Annotated in this window: 19 protein-coding genes; 8 read left to right on the plus strand and 11 right to left on the minus strand. The window is 59.6% G+C overall.

Going from position 1 to position 16,811, the window contains the following annotated elements; genetic code table 11:
- Nucleotides 1-1,377 carry a nucleobase:cation symporter-2 family protein gene (locus C1Y42_RS05125; RefSeq protein ID WP_104092929.1) on the plus strand — a complete coding sequence of 459 codons (1,377 nt, stop codon included), beginning with the start codon at nucleotides 1-3 and terminating at the stop codon, nucleotides 1,375-1,377.
- 51 nt (nucleotides 1,378-1,428) lie between these two features.
- Here C1Y42_RS05125 and osmV read toward each other — a convergent pair whose 3' ends face one another.
- Genes osmV through C1Y42_RS05145 form a run of 4 tightly spaced genes read right to left on the minus strand, consistent with a single transcriptional unit; the run spans nucleotide 1,429 to nucleotide 4,881 of the window.
- Nucleotides 1,429-2,565, minus strand: a complete 1,137-nt coding sequence (osmV, locus tag C1Y42_RS05130) for an osmoprotectant ABC transporter ATP-binding protein OsmV (protein WP_021506074.1) — start codon at nucleotides 2,563-2,565, stop codon at nucleotides 1,429-1,431.
- Nucleotides 2,565-3,212 carry an osmoprotectant ABC transporter permease OsmW gene (gene osmW / locus C1Y42_RS05135; RefSeq protein ID WP_021506073.1) on the minus strand — a complete coding sequence of 216 codons (648 nt, stop codon included), beginning with the start codon at nucleotides 3,210-3,212 and terminating at the stop codon, nucleotides 2,565-2,567. The genes osmV and osmW overlap by 1 nt, the downstream gene beginning before the upstream one ends.
- Nucleotides 3,213-3,221: 9 nt before the next feature.
- Nucleotides 3,222-4,148, minus strand: coding sequence for a glycine betaine ABC transporter substrate-binding protein (locus tag C1Y42_RS05140; protein ID WP_059008790.1), 927 nt, complete (start codon nucleotides 4,146-4,148; stop codon nucleotides 3,222-3,224).
- A gap of 16 nt (nucleotides 4,149-4,164) precedes the next feature.
- The gene (locus C1Y42_RS05145; RefSeq protein WP_021506071.1) at nucleotides 4,165-4,881 is read right to left on the minus strand and encodes an ABC transporter permease; all 717 of its coding nucleotides are present in this window, start codon (nucleotides 4,879-4,881) and stop codon (nucleotides 4,165-4,167) included.
- Nucleotides 4,882-4,898: 17 nt separating this feature from the next.
- Between C1Y42_RS05145 and C1Y42_RS23375 the strand changes: the two genes are divergently transcribed.
- A complete protein-coding gene (locus C1Y42_RS23375) occupies nucleotides 4,899-5,144 on the plus strand; it encodes a hypothetical protein (protein WP_125308735.1) in 246 nt (81 codons plus the stop codon).
- A gap of 119 nt (nucleotides 5,145-5,263) precedes the next feature.
- Complete coding sequence (locus C1Y42_RS05150) at nucleotides 5,264-6,724, plus strand: MDR family MFS transporter (RefSeq protein WP_104092930.1); 1,461 nt, start codon at nucleotides 5,264-5,266, stop codon at nucleotides 6,722-6,724.
- A gap of 31 nt (nucleotides 6,725-6,755) precedes the next feature.
- Here C1Y42_RS05150 and C1Y42_RS05155 read toward each other — a convergent pair whose 3' ends face one another.
- Nucleotides 6,756-7,052, minus strand: a complete 297-nt coding sequence (locus C1Y42_RS05155; RefSeq protein WP_058769782.1) for a DUF1161 domain-containing protein — start codon at nucleotides 7,050-7,052, stop codon at nucleotides 6,756-6,758.
- Nucleotides 7,053-7,104: 52 nt separating this feature from the next.
- Nucleotides 7,105-7,440: a DUF1283 family protein gene (locus C1Y42_RS05160; RefSeq protein WP_058758533.1), complete on the minus strand. Its 336-nt coding sequence runs from the start codon at nucleotides 7,438-7,440 to the stop codon at nucleotides 7,105-7,107.
- Between the two features lie 133 nt (nucleotides 7,441-7,573).
- Between C1Y42_RS05160 and C1Y42_RS05165 the strand changes: the two genes are divergently transcribed.
- Entirely contained in the window at nucleotides 7,574-7,900 is a 327-nt protein-coding gene (locus C1Y42_RS05165) for a YnfA family protein (RefSeq protein ID WP_031279118.1), read from the plus strand.
- 45 nt (nucleotides 7,901-7,945) lie between these two features.
- Here C1Y42_RS05165 and ydfG read toward each other — a convergent pair whose 3' ends face one another.
- Complete coding sequence (gene ydfG / locus C1Y42_RS05170; protein ID WP_010618462.1) at nucleotides 7,946-8,692, minus strand: bifunctional NADP-dependent 3-hydroxy acid dehydrogenase/3-hydroxypropionate dehydrogenase YdfG; 747 nt, start codon at nucleotides 8,690-8,692, stop codon at nucleotides 7,946-7,948.
- 66 nt (nucleotides 8,693-8,758) lie between these two features.
- Between ydfG and C1Y42_RS23380 the strand changes: the two genes are divergently transcribed.
- From C1Y42_RS23380 to dcp, 3 genes are all read left to right on the plus strand, one after another.
- A complete protein-coding gene (locus tag C1Y42_RS23380; RefSeq protein ID WP_146068781.1) occupies nucleotides 8,759-8,941 on the plus strand; it encodes a hypothetical protein in 183 nt (60 codons plus the stop codon).
- 124 nt (nucleotides 8,942-9,065) lie between these two features.
- Nucleotides 9,066-10,424, plus strand: a complete 1,359-nt coding sequence (gene guaD, locus C1Y42_RS05175) for a guanine deaminase (RefSeq protein WP_104092931.1) — start codon at nucleotides 9,066-9,068, stop codon at nucleotides 10,422-10,424.
- A gap of 50 nt (nucleotides 10,425-10,474) precedes the next feature.
- On the plus strand, nucleotides 10,475-12,526 hold the full coding sequence (dcp, locus tag C1Y42_RS05180) for a peptidyl-dipeptidase Dcp (protein ID WP_104092932.1): 2,052 nt from the start codon (nucleotides 10,475-10,477) through the stop codon (nucleotides 12,524-12,526).
- Between the two features lie 51 nt (nucleotides 12,527-12,577).
- On the opposite strand, the gene hpxO is transcribed toward dcp, so the two are convergent.
- On the minus strand, nucleotides 12,578-13,735 hold the full coding sequence (hpxO, locus tag C1Y42_RS05185; RefSeq protein ID WP_104092933.1) for an FAD-dependent urate hydroxylase HpxO: 1,158 nt from the start codon (nucleotides 13,733-13,735) through the stop codon (nucleotides 12,578-12,580).
- A gap of 248 nt (nucleotides 13,736-13,983) precedes the next feature.
- On the opposite strand from hpxO, the gene C1Y42_RS05190 reads away from it, so the two are divergent.
- A complete protein-coding gene (locus C1Y42_RS05190; RefSeq protein WP_233210683.1) occupies nucleotides 13,984-14,226 on the plus strand; it encodes a hypothetical protein in 243 nt (80 codons plus the stop codon).
- Between the two features lie 5 nt (nucleotides 14,227-14,231).
- Here C1Y42_RS05190 and C1Y42_RS05195 read toward each other — a convergent pair whose 3' ends face one another.
- The 3 genes from C1Y42_RS05195 to C1Y42_RS05205 form a co-directional block, all read right to left on the minus strand.
- Complete coding sequence (locus tag C1Y42_RS05195) at nucleotides 14,232-14,738, minus strand: RES family NAD+ phosphorylase (RefSeq protein ID WP_058769787.1); 507 nt, start codon at nucleotides 14,736-14,738, stop codon at nucleotides 14,232-14,234.
- Nucleotides 14,738-15,220 carry an antitoxin Xre/MbcA/ParS toxin-binding domain-containing protein gene (locus C1Y42_RS05200; protein ID WP_021506062.1) on the minus strand — a complete coding sequence of 161 codons (483 nt, stop codon included), beginning with the start codon at nucleotides 15,218-15,220 and terminating at the stop codon, nucleotides 14,738-14,740. Before C1Y42_RS05200 ends, C1Y42_RS05195 begins: the two co-directional genes overlap by 1 nt.
- Nucleotides 15,221-15,315: 95 nt before the next feature.
- Complete coding sequence (locus C1Y42_RS05205; RefSeq protein WP_058769788.1) at nucleotides 15,316-16,803, minus strand: FGGY-family carbohydrate kinase; 1,488 nt, start codon at nucleotides 16,801-16,803, stop codon at nucleotides 15,316-15,318.
- Nucleotides 16,804-16,811 lie beyond the last annotated feature (8 nt).

Genomic DNA, 16,811 nt, shown 5'->3' on the forward strand with positions numbered 1-16,811 from the left:
ATGTCGCACCCAGAAGAAGATAAAGGTTTGTTGTACGGGCTGGATGCCCGCATCGGTCCTGCACCGGCGTTCTTTGCCGCCCTGCAGCACGTGCTGGCCAGCGTGGTCGGTATCATCACGCCGCCGCTGATTATCGGTTCCGTGCTGGGGTTACAGGCCTGGATTCCGTATCTCATCAGCATGTCGCTGCTGGTTTCCGGACTCGGTACCTTTCTGCAGGCGCGCCGTTTCTGCGGCATTGGCGCAGGCATGATCTGTCTGCAGGGCACCAGCTTCGCCTTTCTCGGCGTCATTCTCTCTGCGGGGATGACGGTGAAAGCGCAGGGCGGTTCACCGCAGGCGATCCTCGCCATGATTTTTGGCTGCAACCTGATGGCGGCGCTGATCCCGATGCTGATTAGCCGCTGCATCACACCACTGCGTAAAGTACTGACCCCGGTGGTGACCGGTACGGTGATCACCCTGATTGGTATCAGCCTGATAAAAGTCAGTATCACCGACTGGGCGGGCGGGCATAACGCCCGCGATTTTGGTGCGCCGGGTAATCTGGCGCTGGGGGCGCTGACCCTGCTGGTGATTATCGTGCTTAACCGTTCCCACTCGCGCTGGGCGCGGCTGGTGGCGGTGGTCGCCGGCATTGGTGCGGGCTGCATCGCGGCGGCGCTGAGCGGTCATCTGCCGCTGAAGCCGATGGCGGAGACGCACTGGCTGGTGCTGCCTTCGCTGCTGCATTTTGGCTTTGATTTTAGCTGGACGCTGTTTGTGCCAATCGCGCTGGTCTCGGTGATCTGCGTGATTGAGGCGGTGGGCGACCTGACCGCCAACTGTCTGATTTCACGCCAGCCGCTGGAAGGCGACGGGTTTCAGCGCCGGCTGCAGGGCGGGATTCTGGCCGATGGCCTCAGCTGTCTGCTGGCGGCATTGTTCTCGGCATTTCCCAATACCACCTTTGCGCAGAACAACGGGGTGATTCAGATGACCGGCGTCGCCAGTCGCTACGTGGGGATGGTGATTGGCCTGATGCTGGTGCTGCTGGGCATCTTCCCGCTGGTCGGCAACCTGCTACAGCAGATTCCGCCGCCGGTGCTGGGCGGGGCAACGCTGGTGATGTTTGGCAGCGTGGTCGCCGCCGGTATTCGCGTGATGACGCAGGCCCCACTGGGGCGGCGTGAGATGCTGATTGTGGCGGTGTCGTTTGGCATCGGCCTCGGGGTGGAAGCGGTTCCGGACGTGCTGAAACAGTTCCCGCCGCTGGTCAGCAACCTGTTTGGTCATGCAGTCACCACCGGTGGAATTCTCGCTATGCTGCTGAACGTGGTGCTGCCGAATGAAGCTAAAACGGTTGCGGCGGTCGGCGCGGTCGAAGAGAGCAACTGACGCACAGTTTACCTTCAGAATCGCGCCCTCCGTGGCGCGGTTCGGTCGGGGTTACGGGTTAAGACGACGGCGCGTGCGGCCGGAGCTGAGGTAATCCGCGATGTAATCCTGCGAAATTTCGCCGCTGTAGCGACCTTCCTCGTCAACAATCGGCATCCATACCGTGTTGTGTTCATACAGCTTCGACAGCACCACGCGCAGGTTCTCCTCCGCTTTGCCGGTGACCTTAAAGGTGTGCAGCATCTCCTCGCAGCGGCCGGTGGCGCCGCGCGCTTCACGACGTTTGACAAAGCCCAGCGGTTTGCCATCTTCGTCGACCACCGTGACCGAACGCATGTCGTTGTCGTCCATGGTCGCGAACGCCTCCTGCAGCGGGGTACTGCGCTGCACGGTGATGGTCGGCTGCTGATCGGTGACGTCGCCCGCCTGCACCAGCAGCAGGCGTTTCAGCGTTCGGTCCTGACCGACGAACGAGCCGACAAATTCGTTGGCCGGCTGCGCCAGCAGTTCGTCCGGGCTGGCACACTGCACGATTTTGCCCTGGCCAAACACCGCGATGCGGTCACCGAGCTTCAGCGCCTCATCAATATCATGGCTCACCAGCATCACGGTTTTCTTCAGCTGGCGCTGCATATCGAGGAACTCGTTCTGAATCACCTCGCGGTTGATCGGGTCGACGGCACCGAACGGTTCATCCATCAGCAGTACCGGTGGATCCGCCGCCAGCGCGCGGATCACGCCGATGCGCTGCTGCTGGCCGCCCGACATCTCACGCGGGTAGCGATGCAGAAACTTCGTCGGGTCAAGCGCCACCATGCTCATCAGCTCTGTCGCCCGTTCCCGACAGCGTTTTTTGTCCCAGCCCAGCATGCGCGGCACCACGGTAATGTTCTCTTCAATGGTCATGTTCGGGAACAGACCAATCTGCTGAATCACATAGCCGATGTTACGGCGCAGCGTGACGGTATCCTGGCCGCTGGTGTCTTCGCCATTAATTAAAATCCGCCCGCTGCTGGCAGGGATCAGACGGTTAATCATCTTCAGCGTGGTGGTTTTGCCGCAGCCGGACGGGCCCAGCAGCACACACATCTCCCCGGCAGGCACTTCCAGGCTGACGTTGTCAACGGCATTGAACGTGGTGCCGTTTTTTTGCGTAAAGGTTTTCGTCAGGTTTTCCAGTTTTATCATTATCGAATCCCCTTAGGAGTCAGCGCCGACTGCAGACGGTGCAGCAGCCAGTCAAGAATAATCGCCAGTAAACAGATCATCAGTGCGCCGGCTATCAGCATACGCACATCGCTGCCGCTGATGCCGTCCAGCAGTTGCAGGCCCAGGCCGCCGGCACCGATCACCGCCGCAATCGCCATCACGCCGACGTTCATCACCACGGCGGTACGGATACCGCCAAAAATCACCGGCAGCGCCATCGGAATTTCCACCCAGCGCAGGCGCTGCCAGAAGGTCATGCCGATACCGCGACCGGCTTCGCGCAGCCCGGGCGGCAGATTTTCCAGCGCGGTATGGGTATTACGCACAATCGGCAGCAGTGAATAGAGAAACACCGCGGTAATCGCCGGCAGGGCACCAATCCCCTGACCGATCAGTGAAAACAGCGGAATCATCAGGCCAAACAGCGCAATGGTCGGGATGGTCAGCACGATGGTGGCGATGCCCAGCACCGGTGTTGCCAGCCATTTGAAGCGGACAATCAGAATGCCCAGCGGCACGCCGACGAGGATGGCAAAACCCACCGCCACCAGCACCAGCCAGGTGTGCTGCCAGGTCAGCGCCAGCAGCGTGTTCCAGTTATCCATGATGTAATGCAGGGTATCCATTGCGCCTCCTTACAGCATGTTTTTGGATTTGAGGAAATCACGCGCCACCTGCTGCGGCGACTGGTGATCGATATCGACACGCTTGTTCATCTCGGTGATGGCTTCATCGGTGATCAGCGGCGACAGCGCATTCAGCGCGGCCTCAAGGCCAGGATGGCTTTCCAGCACATCCTGACGCACTACCGGCGTGACGTTGTAACTTGGGAAGAAGTGCTTATCATCCTCCAGTACTTTCAAATCAAAGCCTTTTACCCGGCCATCGGTGGTGTAGATCAGTCCGGCATCGACAAAGCCGTCGCGTACCGCGTTGTACACCAGACCGGGGTCCATCTGACGAATCTGCGGGCGATCCAGCGGCATGTTGTAGGCTTTTTGCAGCGGTTTCAGACCATCCGAGCGGCCGGCAAATTCCAGATCGAGACCGAGTTTCCAGTTGTGATCCGGATCGGTGTTGCGTACCTGTTCCAGCTTCGCCACCAGCTGCGACATGGTGCTGATGCCTTCGGCGTCAGCGCGCTGGCGCTGCATGGCAAACGCGTAGGTATTATTCATCGGGGCAGGATTGAGCCAAACCAGTCCCAGCTTCGCGTCCAGCTGTTTAACGGTTTTGTACGCCTCTTCAGACGACATCGGCTTGTTGATATGGTTGAAAATAATCAGCGAGGTGCCGGTATATTCCCACGTCATATCAATCTGCTTGTTGATCATCGCGTTGCGCCCGATGGTGGTGGCGATGTTGGTTTTCGGGATGACCTGAAAACCTTTCTTTTGCAGCCACATTACCGTCATGGCAGACAAAATATGCTGCTCGGTAAAGCTTTTGGTCGCCATCACGATGGGCGCGGCGGCGAGCGCGCCGTGACTGAGAGTTAAGGTGGCGGTCAGGGCCAGCGCGGTGCGTTTGACCCAGCGCGCCAGCAGATTAGCAGTGGCCATGATTACATGCTCCGGGTTAAGCCGCAGAGTGCGGGCTGAGGACGCGTCCCAATGCTGCCAGCAGCATGTCGAGGATCAGGGCAAACAGGGCGGTGGCCACTGCGCCGAGGATCAACGTCGGGAAGTCGTTGAGATAAATACCAGGGAAAATCAGCTCGCCGTAGCTGCTGGCACCAATTAAAAAGGCCAGCGGCGCGGTGCCGACGTTAATCGCGGTCGCGATGCGTACCCCGGCCAGGATCACCGGCAGCGCATTCGGCAGCTCGACGCGACGCAGCCGCTGCAGTTTGGTCATACCGATACCGTTGGCCGCTTCAATCAGCGACGGCGGTACCGCGCTCAAACCGGCGTAGGTATTGCGCACAATCGGCAGCAGGGAGGCGAGGAACAGCGCGATCAGCGCCGGACGGTCGCCAATGCCGACAATCACCATCGCCAGCGCCAGCACAGCCAGCGGTGGCAGCGTGTTACCGACGTTGAAGATTTGCATCACATATTCAGCCCAGCGACGGGCGAAGGGACGGCTGAGCAAAATCCCGCTCGGGATGCCAACCAGTAAAGCGCATAACATCGACCAGAACACTAAGTACAGGTGTTGCTGCCCAAGGTAAAGTAAATCCACCTTGCGGTCGCGCAGCGTATCCAGCCCTAATCCCCACACCAGCAGGGCTATCACCACCACGATGGCGAGCAGTGCCAGCCCGGCACGTCGGGCGAGCGATGCATTGTGCATAGCGTGCGTCTCCCTGATTGAAAAAATCGATTGATTTTATGACGTTATTTTCAGCGTACCGGCGTTATGCGGTGCAATACACAGACGAAAATCCAGCACGCTGTCAAATTGCAGTTAAAATGACTGTTTCCCGGCTTTTTCACAGTGAAAAACCAGAAACTGCCTTTAGAGCTATAGCAACGCTTGATGATCATTGCCAGTTTTCACGGCAAAATCAGGTAGATACAAAAGCGGTAAAACTAAGCGAAACCCGCATGAAATAAGGTGTCGTTCGACAATAAAAAATTTTCATCAAGATAGGTGACATTGTCACAAGCAGGCGCACACAGAGGAAACTGAGTCGGTGAAATTTCGACTAGCCTTGTAAGAAAAAGGGAGATGTATGACTGAAAGCGCACAAATACAAACGGAACATCGCCACTGGATTCTGATTGCCTGCATGCTGGCGATGTTTATGGCTGCCATTGAGGTCACCATTGTGGCCACGGCCATGCCAACCATCATTGCCGATCTTGGCGGTTTCGCGCAGTTTGGCTGGGTGTTTTCTATTTATCTGCTGACGCAGGCGGTAAGCGTCCCGTTGTACGGCAGACTGGCGGATATCTGGGGCCGCAAACGATTATTTTTCATCGGCGTAACGCTGTTTTTGCTGGGCTCGGTGCTGTGCGGTTTTGCCCATACTATGACGTGGCTGATTGTATTTCGTGCCTTTCAGGGCCTGGGTGCCGGGGCGATCATGCCGCTGACCACCACCATCGTGGCGGACATTTACTCGCCGCGCGAGCGCGCCAGCGTGCAGGGCTGGCTCTCCAGCGTCTGGGGTGTCGCGGCCGTCATCGGTCCGCTGAGCGGTGCCTGGCTGGTTCAGCACTTTAACTGGTCGGTGATTTTCTGGGTAAACGTGCCGATTGGTCTGCTCTCAATGCTGCTGCTGGCGCGTTTTCTGCCGGCGCGCGAACAGCATCAGGGCGCAACGCTGAATCTGACCGGCAGCTGCTGGTTGATGATCAGCGTCACCGCACTGCTGGTGGCGCTGCTACAGGCGGAAGCGCTGGGTTTCTGGCTGGTGCCGTTCCTGGCGCTGGCGCTGCTGGCCGGCTGGCGGCTGAAACACCACGAGCAGCGCGCCGATGCGCCGCTGTTCCCGCTGGCGCTGTGGCGCAGCCGCCTGATTGTGGCCGGTAATGCCGGGAACCTGATTATCGGGGCCACCATGATGGGCATCAGCGCGTTTCTGCCGACGTGGATTCAGGGCATTACTGGCGGCACGCCGCTGCAGGCGGGCAGCGCGCTGGCGATGATGTCGATTGGCTGGCCGCTGGCCAGTACGCTCAGCGGTCGCCTGATGCTGATCACCTCGTATCGCTTTACCGCGCAGCTCGGCGCGTTTTTATTGATTGCCGGCAGCGCGCTGTTACTGCTACTGCGCGCCGACAGCAGCATCATGCAGGCCGGGCTGACGGCGTTTGTTATTGGCACCGGGATGGGCATGACCAGCACCACCTTTCTGGTGTCGGTACAAAATCATGCGCACTATGAAATTCGCGGCATCTGCACCGCCTCGATCATGTTCAGCCGCATGCTGGGTTCAGCCATCGGCACCGCGATAATGGGCGCGGTGCTCAACCTTAACCTGTCGCTGCGGCTGCCGCAGGCCAGCGATCCGATGCAGAAAATTATGGCACCGGAGAGCCGTCAGGCGCTGCCGCAGGAACAGTTACACTTCTGGACCGGACAGATTGCCAGTTCGCTGCACTGGGTATTTGTGGTGGCATTGCTGATTGCGCTGCTGACGTTGTGGATTGCGTGGCTGATGCCGCGTCAGCGGCCGGAAGCGGAATAAAGCAGGGCGGCCGACCAGCCGCCCGAAGGGATTACTGTGCGGGAGCATCCTGCGAGCTGCCCGCGCTGTCCGGCACGCTGCTATCCGCATCGCGACCGTTTTTCTTGTAAACGATTTTCTGCGTGTCGTTTTCACAGTGGCCAACGACCTGACCGCCTGCCTGATCAACCTGATCGTTCGGCACGATATCCAGCGTAAAATCCGATTCCGCCACGCCATTGTTGATGATCTTTTTGCTGATGTCGGCGCGCACGCTTTCGCAGGACGCCTGCACCGCCAGCGGTAACGCCAGCGCCATTAGCAACACAACTGCATTACGTTTTTTCATCACTCACTCCTTGTTGCGTCATTCCCGTGAAAACTATAGCAGCTGGCGCGCATTACGGCGCCAGCGGACGGCCGGTGCGGCGATCGAGGCAGCGCAGGGTGTTCGGTTCCCAGTACGCATTAACGTTGTAGCTTTTTTCGCAGGCGTCGCGGGTATCAAAGGCCCGGTCTGCCTTGTCGAACTCTTTCTCCACGCGGGTATTCACCTTGTTACGCAGGTTGCGCGTATCGTTCCACTGCTCTTTGCTCTGACGCGCCGCCTCGTTGCTGGCCGCGTTGTTGCCATCTTCAATAATCAGCCGATCCGTCTTAGCGACAGCCAGCGGCGCAGTCAGCATTACGCTGGCGGTCAGCGTGGTAGCCAGCAGGGCGGAAAACAGTTTTTTCATCGTCATTTCCTTTCGTTAACTCCAGCACAGCGCGCAGGGCGGCTGTCACAACACTGTCTGTCAGTATATCATCGCTGCTTCTTTGCTCACCAGCGGTGAGCGGTTTGTTTAACGATCAGAGAGACTTTGTATGCTGGTGAAAACCGCGCTGCTGTTTTTTATCACTGCGATTGCCGAGATCACCGGCTGTTTTCTGCCGTGGCTGTGGCTGAAGCGCGGCATGAGCGCCTGGCTATTGTTACCGGCCGCAGCCAGCCTGGCGCTGTTTGTCTGGCTGCTGACCCTGCATCCGGCAGCCAGCGGCCGGGTGTATGCGGCTTATGGCGGCGTGTATGTGTTAACGGCGCTGATCTGGCTGCGACTGGTCGATGGCGTCAAACTGAGTGCGTGGGATTGGGTCGGTGCGCTGGTGGCGTTCAGCGGCATGCTGATTATCGTTATCGGCTGGGGCAAGGCCTGAACCGGGCGCGCAGGGCGACCCGACGGGCCGCCACGCGCAGCTTGCTTATCCTTTAAACACTTTCAGTCCGGCGGTGGTTTGCGTCACCGGCATGATTTCCAGCGTGTTGATGTTGACGTGCTTCGGCAGCGTGGTCACCCAATAGACCGCTTCCGTCACGTCTTCCGCCGTCAGCGCGGTGGTGCCTTCATACACCGCATCCGCGCGGCCATCGTCACCTTTGAAGCGCACGTTCGAAAACTCGGTACCGCCCACCAGGCCAGGCTCGATATCGGTGACGCGCAGCGCGGTGCCGTGCAGGTCGGTGCGCAGGTTGAGGCTGAACTGGCGCACAAACGCCTTGGTTGCCCCGTACACGTTGCCGCCGGCGTACGGCCAGCTGCCGGCTATCGAGCCAATGTTGACGATGTGACCGACGTTGCGCTCTACCATGGCAGGCAGCACGGCGCGCGTCATATACACCAGCCCTTTGTTGTTGGTGTCGATCATATTTTCCCAGTCTTCAACACTGGCTTTATGCGCCGGTTCGACGCCCAGCGCCAGCCCGGCATTGTTAACCAGCACATCGATATCACGCCATTCGGCGGGCAGGGCAGCGATGGCTTCTTCGATAGCCGCGCGATTACGCACATCCAGCTGCACGGTGTACAAGTTGTCGCCCAGTTCCTGTTTTAATTCCTGTAAACGCTCAGCACGGCGTCCGCTGGCGATCACTTTGTGACCTGTAGCAATGAAGCGGCGGGTGATACTTTGACCAAAACCGGCGGTCGCACCGGTAACAAAAATAATCATCTCACTGTTCCTTATACGATTTCAGGTTCTCTGCCACACCTTAGCATTAACCCCGCAGCGGCGCTCATGAAAAGCGTGAGCGGCGTGTTGCAGAATCTTTCCTGCACGTTTGCGGTGCAGCCCTGCACCATGAGCGTGCCCGATCAGGCTCATTTTCCCGGCGTAAAACGCCAGCGCAATGCGCAAGGGCAATACCACGAACAGGCAATCGGTTACGCATACGATTGCCTGCAATTTTTGCGACGATAATCGCGCTGAAATTGTGTATTTATCTGAATTTAAAGTGATTGTTGGGTGGGTTTGCCTGGCATGCGGTTTGCAATATCTTTGCTATATCTATCTGAAACCTGCATTACACCCTGAAGGAAGCGTCATGTCTGACTCCGTTGTAACCCGTCTGCGCGCCAGTTTTTTTGATTTCCCCGCGCTGGCTGACCAGCCCGATGGCCTCGCCGACCAGGCGCGCTATATTGAAGATGGTCTGCTGACGCTGCGCGACGGTAAAGTGGTGAGTCTGGAGCGCTGGCAGCCGGCACATCAACACCTGGAATCAACGCAGGTGATCGATCTGCGCGGCAAGCTGATCCTGCCGGGGTTTGTGGATACCCATATTCACTATCCGCAGACCGAAATGATCGGCGCGTTCGGTGAACAGCTGCTGGAGTGGCTCAATCAGTACACTTTTCCTGTCGAGAGCCAGTACCACTGTGCGGCGCACGCGGCGCGCATGTCAGCGTTTTTCCTGCAACAGCTGCTGGCCAATGGCACCACGACTGCGCTGGTGTTTGGTACGGTGCATCCGCAATCGGTAGACGCGCTGTTCAGCGCCGCCGAACAGCTGGAGATGCGGCTGATCGCCGGCAAGGTAATGATGGATCGCCACGCACCGCCGGAACTGACCGAAACGCCGGCGCAAAGTTATCAGCAGACGCGTGAGCTGATTCAGCGCTGGCACCAGCGCGGGCGTCTCGGTTATGCGCTGACGCCGCGCTTTGCGCCGACCTCATCGCCGCAGCTGCTGGAAAAAGTGCAGCAGCTGAAAAACGAGTTTCCCGACACCTGGCTGCATACCCATCTCAGCGAAAATCAGCAGGAGATCGCCTGGGTAAAAACGCTGTTTCCCGCCCATGACGGTTATCTTGATGTGTATCACCAGCATCAGCTCACCGGCAAACGCAGCGTATTTGCCCACTGCCTGCATCTGGAGGATCGCGAATGGCAGTGCCTGCACGACACCGACTCGGCGATGGCCTTCTGTCCGACCTCCAACCTGTTCCTCGGCAGCGGACTGTTCAATCTTAAACGCCGCTGGCAGCAGCGCGTGCGCATGGGCATGGGCACCGATGTCGGCGCCGGCACCACCTTCAATATGCTGCAGACGCTGGGTGAAGCCTATAAGGTGGGGCAGCTGCAGCAGTACAAACTCAGTGCCGCAGAAGCGATTTACCACGCCACGCTGGGCGGCGCCCATGCGCTGGATCTTGATGACAAAATCGGCAACTTCAACCCCGGTAAAGAGGCGGATTTTGTGGTGATCGATCCTGCCGTATCACCGCTGCAGCAGCTGCGCATGGCCAACAGCGACGATATCCATCAGCGTTTGTTTGTCCTGATGACGCTGGGTGATGACCGTAACATCGCGCAAACCTGGATCAACGGTAAGTGCGTGTGGCAGCGGGAAAGCCATGCGCACGCGCAAGGTTGTTGCCAGGCGACGAAACTGCCAGGATAAAAGCATCCCGCCGCAGGTGGCTGCGGCGTTGCTGATTATCAGGAGCGATAATGACTTCACGTGCCAATCCGTTTTTTAACGTCAGCCCGTTGCCGTACCAGACACCGCCGTTTGATCTGATCGACGAAGCGCATTTCCTGCCGGCGCTGGAAGCCGGAATCGCCGAAAAGCGCCAGGAAGTGGCGGCCATTGCCAGCAACCCCAAGCCGGCAACCTTTGCCAATACCTATGAAGCGCTGGAGCGCAGCGGTAGCCTGCTAAACCGGGTGTACCCCGTTTTTGCCGCGATGACCTCAGCCAATACCAGCGAGCGGCTCCAGCAGGTTGATGAGCTGATCACGCCGCAGCTGACGGCGCTCAATGACGAAATCTACCTTAACCCGGCGCTGTTTGCGCGGCTCGACAGCGTGTATCGGCAGCGCGGCTCGCAGTGCCCGGATGCCGAAGCGATGCGGCTGGTGGAAGTCACCTGGCAGCGCTTTCAGCTGGCCGGCGCCAGCCTGAGTGAGAGCGATAAAGCGCAACTGCGCGCCTGTAACCAGGAGCTGGCCAGTCTGGGCACGCGTTTCGGTAACCGGCTGCTGGCGGCAACTAACGCCGCGGCTTATACCGTCAGCAGCGCGGCGGCGCTGGACGGCCTGTCGCCGGCGGCGCTGGCACAGGCGAAGGATGCCGCCGAGGCGCGCGGGCTGCACGACGCATGGCTAATCCCTCTGCAAAATACCACCCAGCAGCCGGTGCTGCAGTCGCTGACGGTGCGCGCCACGCGCGAAGCGCTGTTTCAGCAGGCGCTGACGCGCAGCGAGCAGGGTGACGACAACGACACGCGCGCCATCGTATCGCGCATGGCGCAACTGCGTGCGCAGCAGGCCAGTCTGCTGGGCTTCGACAGCTTCGCAGCATGGAGCCTGCAGGATCAGATGGCGAAAACGCCGGAAGCCGCCCAGTCCTTCATGCGCAACATCGTGCCCGCCGCGACGGCGCGCGCCGGGCGTGAAGCGGCGGATATTCAGCAGCTGATCGCCGATCAAAACCACAGCTTCACGCTGCGCGCCTGGGACTGGAATTACTACGCGGAGCAGGTACGCACCGCGCAATACGCGCTGGACGAAGGGCAAATCCGCCCCTATTTTGAGCTCAACACTGTACTGGAAAAGGGCGTGTTCTGGTGTGCCAGCCAGCTGTATGGCATTCGATTTGAACAGCGCCACGATCTGCCGGTCTACCATCCGGACGTCAACGTTTATGAGATTTTCGATGCCGACGGTGCACCGTTAGCGCTGTTCTACACCGATTTCTTCACGCGGGATAACAAGAGCGGTGGCGCATGGATGGGCAATTTCGTCGACCAGTCGACGCTGCTGGAAAGCCGGCCGGTGATTTACAACGTCTGCAATTACAGCAAGCCGCAGCCCGGTCAGCCGGCACTGCTCAGCTGGGATGAGGTGATCACGCTGTTCCATGAGTTTGGCCACACGCTGCACGGCCTGTTCGCCACCCAGCGCTATGCCAGCCTGTCCGGCACCGCCACGCCGCGTGATTTTGTCGAGTTTCCGTCGCAAATCAACGAACACTGGGCCAGTCAGGATCAGGTTTTTGCCCACTATGCACGCCATTATCAGACCGGTGAAGCGATGCCCGCAGTGCTGCGCGACAAAATGGTGCGCGCCGCGAAATTCAACAAAGGCTATGACATGACCGAACTGCTGGCGGCGGCACTGCTTGATTTGCAGTGGTACTCGCTGTCACCGCACGATAATCCGCAGGATGTCAGCCATTTTGAGCAGCAGGCGCTGGCGGCGGAGAATATTGCCCTGAGTGCCGTGCCGCCGCGCTATCGTTCCAGCTACTTCCGTCATATCTGGGGTGGCGGCTATGCGGCCGGGTATTACGCCTATATCTGGACGCAGATGCTGGCCGACGATGGTTATCAGGCGTTTGTCGAGCGGGGCGGTATGACGCGCGAAAATGGTCAGCGCTTCCGTGAGCAGATTCTGTCGCGCGGTAACAGCAGCGATCTGCAGCATCTGTGGCTGGCCTGGCGCGGTAAAGCGCCGGACATCGGGCCGATGCTGAAACACCGCGGCCTCGACGAGGCGTAACGCGCCGTAACCGAAGGGCCAGCCAGCGGTGCAGCTGGCTGGCCTGCACGCTTATCCCAGCGGACCGCCTTCAATGGTGTCACACATGCCGGCCAGCACGCGCTCGCCGGTTTCCTCTTTCAGTCCGGCATACCATTCCGCGGTGACCGCCGCATCTTTGGCGTGGGTGACATCACAACGCTTGCGCGCTTTCAGCACCAAATCACGGGTGCGCTCGACGCGCCGCGCCTCATAGCGCAGCAGGCCGTCCTCAATGCCCAGCGAATGTGCAGTCAGGGTTTGCGCCAGTACCACCGCATCTTCCATGGCCGCACAGCCGCCCTGACCGATATCCGGCGTGGTGCTGTGTGCCGCATCCCCCAGCAGCGCCACACGCCCTCTGACAAAGCGGCTGAAGGGTTCGATATCATGAATCTCCACGCGATTGGTGTTTTGTGCGTCAATGCTGGCGATCAGCCGCTGGACCGGTTCGGCCCAGCCGGCAAAATAGCCGCGCAGATCGTCTTTCACCGTTGCGCGATCCTGCGCCAGCCCTTTCGGCAGCGGGACATCAAAGAAAAAGTAGAAGCGGTTACCGCTCACCGGCATCAGCGAGACGCGCTTGCCCTCGCCGACAAACGTGGTCCACTGATCGGCGGGCGCGATGCTCTCATCGATGGTGACCAGGCCATTCCAGTTAACGTAGCCTGCGTAGCGACGCTCGACGTGTTCGCCCAGCACATGATGGCGAATCACCGAGTGGGTGCCGTCGGCGGCCACCATAAAATCCCCTTCAGCCTGGCTGCCGTCATCAAACCAGGCGGTCACGCCGCTGGCATGCTGCTCCACCCGCACAATGCGTTTGCCAAAGCGGATGCGTTCGCGGCCGTAGCTGTCGATCAGCAGCGCCTGTAACTCTGCGCGTGCGACCGGATAAGGATACTCGCCGACCTGCTGCACCAGCGGTGACAAACTGAAGCGGGTCAGGGTGCTGCCGCTGTGGCCATCGTTGTAAGCCATAAACGCCATATTGCCGCCGAGCGCGCGCAGCTGTGCCTTGAGACCCAGCGCATTGAGGCACTTCACGCCGTTAGGCCAGATAGAGATGGCCGCGCCGACCGGTTTCATCTCTTTCACCGCTTCATACACTGCGGTGCTGAAACCCGCTTTTTCCAGCGCCAGCGCCGCGCTCATGCCGCCGATGCCCGCTCCAATCACAATCGCTTTCATTACCGTCTCCTTTACTGTGCACCCTAAGCCCTGCAACTTTTGTACCATCTTGCAGGGCCAGGATGATGATGAGTTAAAGCATTGAAAATAATGATTTCTATTCTGGCTGGGTTAGACGCTGCTTCAGCAATGGGCGCAGATGCTGCACCTTAACAGGGCATCATCAGGCGGAAGGTGAACCAAAGGTTTCACGCTGGCAATCATCCGGCCAGCGTTCATACTCTCTACATCCATCCTGCGAGGACTGAATGATGAAGTGGATAATGATGTTATTGCTGCTGAGCAGCCTGAGCGCAGCGGCGCAAACACTGTGGCAGCCGGAGAGAAAAGGGGATGTGCCGCAGCTCACGCCGGTAGCAGCGAAGTGTGATGTCTCTTCCTGTCAGCAGAACTGTTACGTGCAGCAATCGCAGTGCAAGAATGACAACGGCGGCGGCTGTGGCTCGCTGGCGCAGATTTGCGTACAAAACTGTGCCAGCCAGTGCCGCTAGACCGTTTACGGATCGTCTTTGATACGGCGATCGATGGCGAAGGGAGCGGAGGTCGCTGTGGCAATCAGCGCGGCCGCGGCCGGGTGATCGGGGTTAAACAGCGCATTATCTTCGCCGGTGAGGATGCTGGGTACCGTCATCAGCAGGGGAAAGCCGTTGTGCGGATCGAGAAACGCCGCGCCGATGGCCTGCGTCTCCTCCTGCTGCTGATATTTTTCCCAGCCGGCTGGCAGCTTACTGCTGTCGAGGGCGATGATGTCGGACTCCGGTACCGCCACGGTAAACACCACAAAGCGGCTTTGCTCCAGCAGCGTTTTTCCGGCGTGCACCACCAGTTCCAGCGTCGCCAGCGCTTTTGAGCTGCTGAGGTAAACCGCTTTCATCCCGGGCGGATTCCAGCGGCCACCCCATTTTTCTGCGCCAGCACCGTTAAACGCCTGGCTGGCGTACTCCGCTTTGACAATTCGATAGAACACCCTGACGGGTGCGGCCGGATCCTTCCGTCGTGTCATCAGACAATCACTCCGTGCTCCAGGCGGCCAATCAGCGTCAGCACCGCATCGCAGCCGGCGGGCGTACTGAGCATGTTAATCGGCTGCGCGTTGTCGAGCGCCAGTGCAGGCTGATACATCCAGTGCATCGCCACTTCCGGATCGCCAGCGAACAGCTGGATCACCGCATCCAGCACTTCAAACACCTGATAGATGCGCGCACCCTGTTCGACCGAGAGCTGCGATCCGGACTTCTCGCGGCGCCGGTAGGTGTTGCGGTCAATCGAGACCATTTGCGCGATGTCGATCGGCGTCGCTTTCAGAATCGTGGCGGCGCGTTCGACAATGCCGACATCCATGCCGTCGGTGATCAACTTATGCGCCTTAAGCCGGTTACGCGGCAGCCCCATCTGATCCATAAAAGAGGGGCGGGCGTGCTGAATCAGCGACGGATCAAAGATGCGCGATCCGCTGGTGGGATTAAAAGCCGATGCGGTGGACATCACAACCTCCTGATAATGTTCATGTGAACATTTTTATGCATCAAGTGTACAGCATTTGCCCGCCGGTGTCATGGTTTGTTCACGCCGCACCGCCATTAACTGGCGGTGCGCCAGATGTCGCTCATCGCCAGCTCAAGTTTTTTAAACAGCCGGTAGCGTGTGTCATGGAACGCGAAGCGCGCCGCGCGGGGCTGCAGCGCCTCCGGCGCAAGGGTGACCGCCTGCTGCACGGCGGCAGCCAGATTCGGCCACTGACCCACGCCCACGCCCGCACACAGGGCCGCGCCCAGCGCCCCGGTTTCGTGGCAGGTTGCGACGCGAATCGGCATCCCCAGCACATCGGCAAACATTTGCGGCCAGACACTGCTGCGCGTCGCGCCGCCGGAGAGCGTGGCCTGGTTGACCGTAATGCCGGCCGCGCGCAGCCGGTCAATGTGCGCCCGGTGGGCAAAGGTCACGCCTTCAAACAGGGCAAACAGCATGTCAGCGCGCGTATGCCAGCCGCCGAGGCCGTAAAAGCCGGCTTTGGCGGGTTCGGCTTTCCGCCCTGAATAGAGGTAAGGGTGATACAGCGGCAGCTGCGCGTCAGGCCTGACCTGTGCCACGCTGTCGCTGCTGCGCGCCGCGCCCTGGCCGGCGCGGCCATCATCAAATTCACGCAGGAACCAGTCAAGATTGGCGGCAGAAGTGGCGCTGGCCTCGATCGCCATGTAGCGATCGCGTTCGATGATCGAATTCATAAACACCGGGCGCAGATAATCAGGTTTGTCGACCACCACCTGATTGATGCTCCAGGTACCGGCGACAATGGAGGCCTCACCGCAGTTCACTACGCCCGAGCCGACCGCGCTGGCAACCACGTCAAACATGCCGGCCACCACCGGGATGCCAGCGGGTAAACCGGTGAGCTGCGCTGCGCGGGCCGAGACCACGCCGGTAACCTCGCAGGATTCACGCAGCGGTGGTAGCAGGGCGAGCGCCTCTTCAATGCCATATAACGCCAGCAATTCACCACTGTAGCTGCGCTGGCGATAATCAATCAGCCCGGCACCGGCGGCATCCGAATAGTCCGCGCTGACGTTGCCGCACAGAAAATGGGCGATGACATCTTTGGCACACAGCAGATGGCCGATCTGCGCCCAGCGTTCCGGCTGATGCTGACGTATCCAGCTGATCAGCACCGGCGTGGCGGCGGGCCACGGTTTTTGCAACGACAGCGCGTAAATCTGCTGCGCCGCACCGTTGGATTCCAGCGCCTGTACCGTGGCGCTGGCGCGATGATCAATCGACTGGATGCCAAACAGCGGGCGCTGCTGACGATCCAGCGCATACAACCCGTTGCCGTGTCCGGCGGCTCCGACGGCAATCACTTCGCTGCCGCGCGTGCCGGCTTGCTGCAGGCAGCGACTTACCGCGTTGCTGACGCCGCGCCAGATATCTTCAACTGGCCGTTCAGCATAGCCTTCCTGCGGCTGATGCGTTTCGCCGGCGCACTCCGCTACCGACAGCACGCGGCCGCTCAGGTCAAACAGTACCGCTTTGATCATGGTATTTCCGGCATCGATGCCGAGAATCTGGCTCATATCCGACT

It is taken from the genome of Pantoea sp. ICBG 985, from assembly GCF_002928365.1.
In the GTDB taxonomy this organism is placed as follows: Bacteria; Pseudomonadota; Gammaproteobacteria; order Enterobacterales; family Enterobacteriaceae; genus Pantoea; species Pantoea dispersa.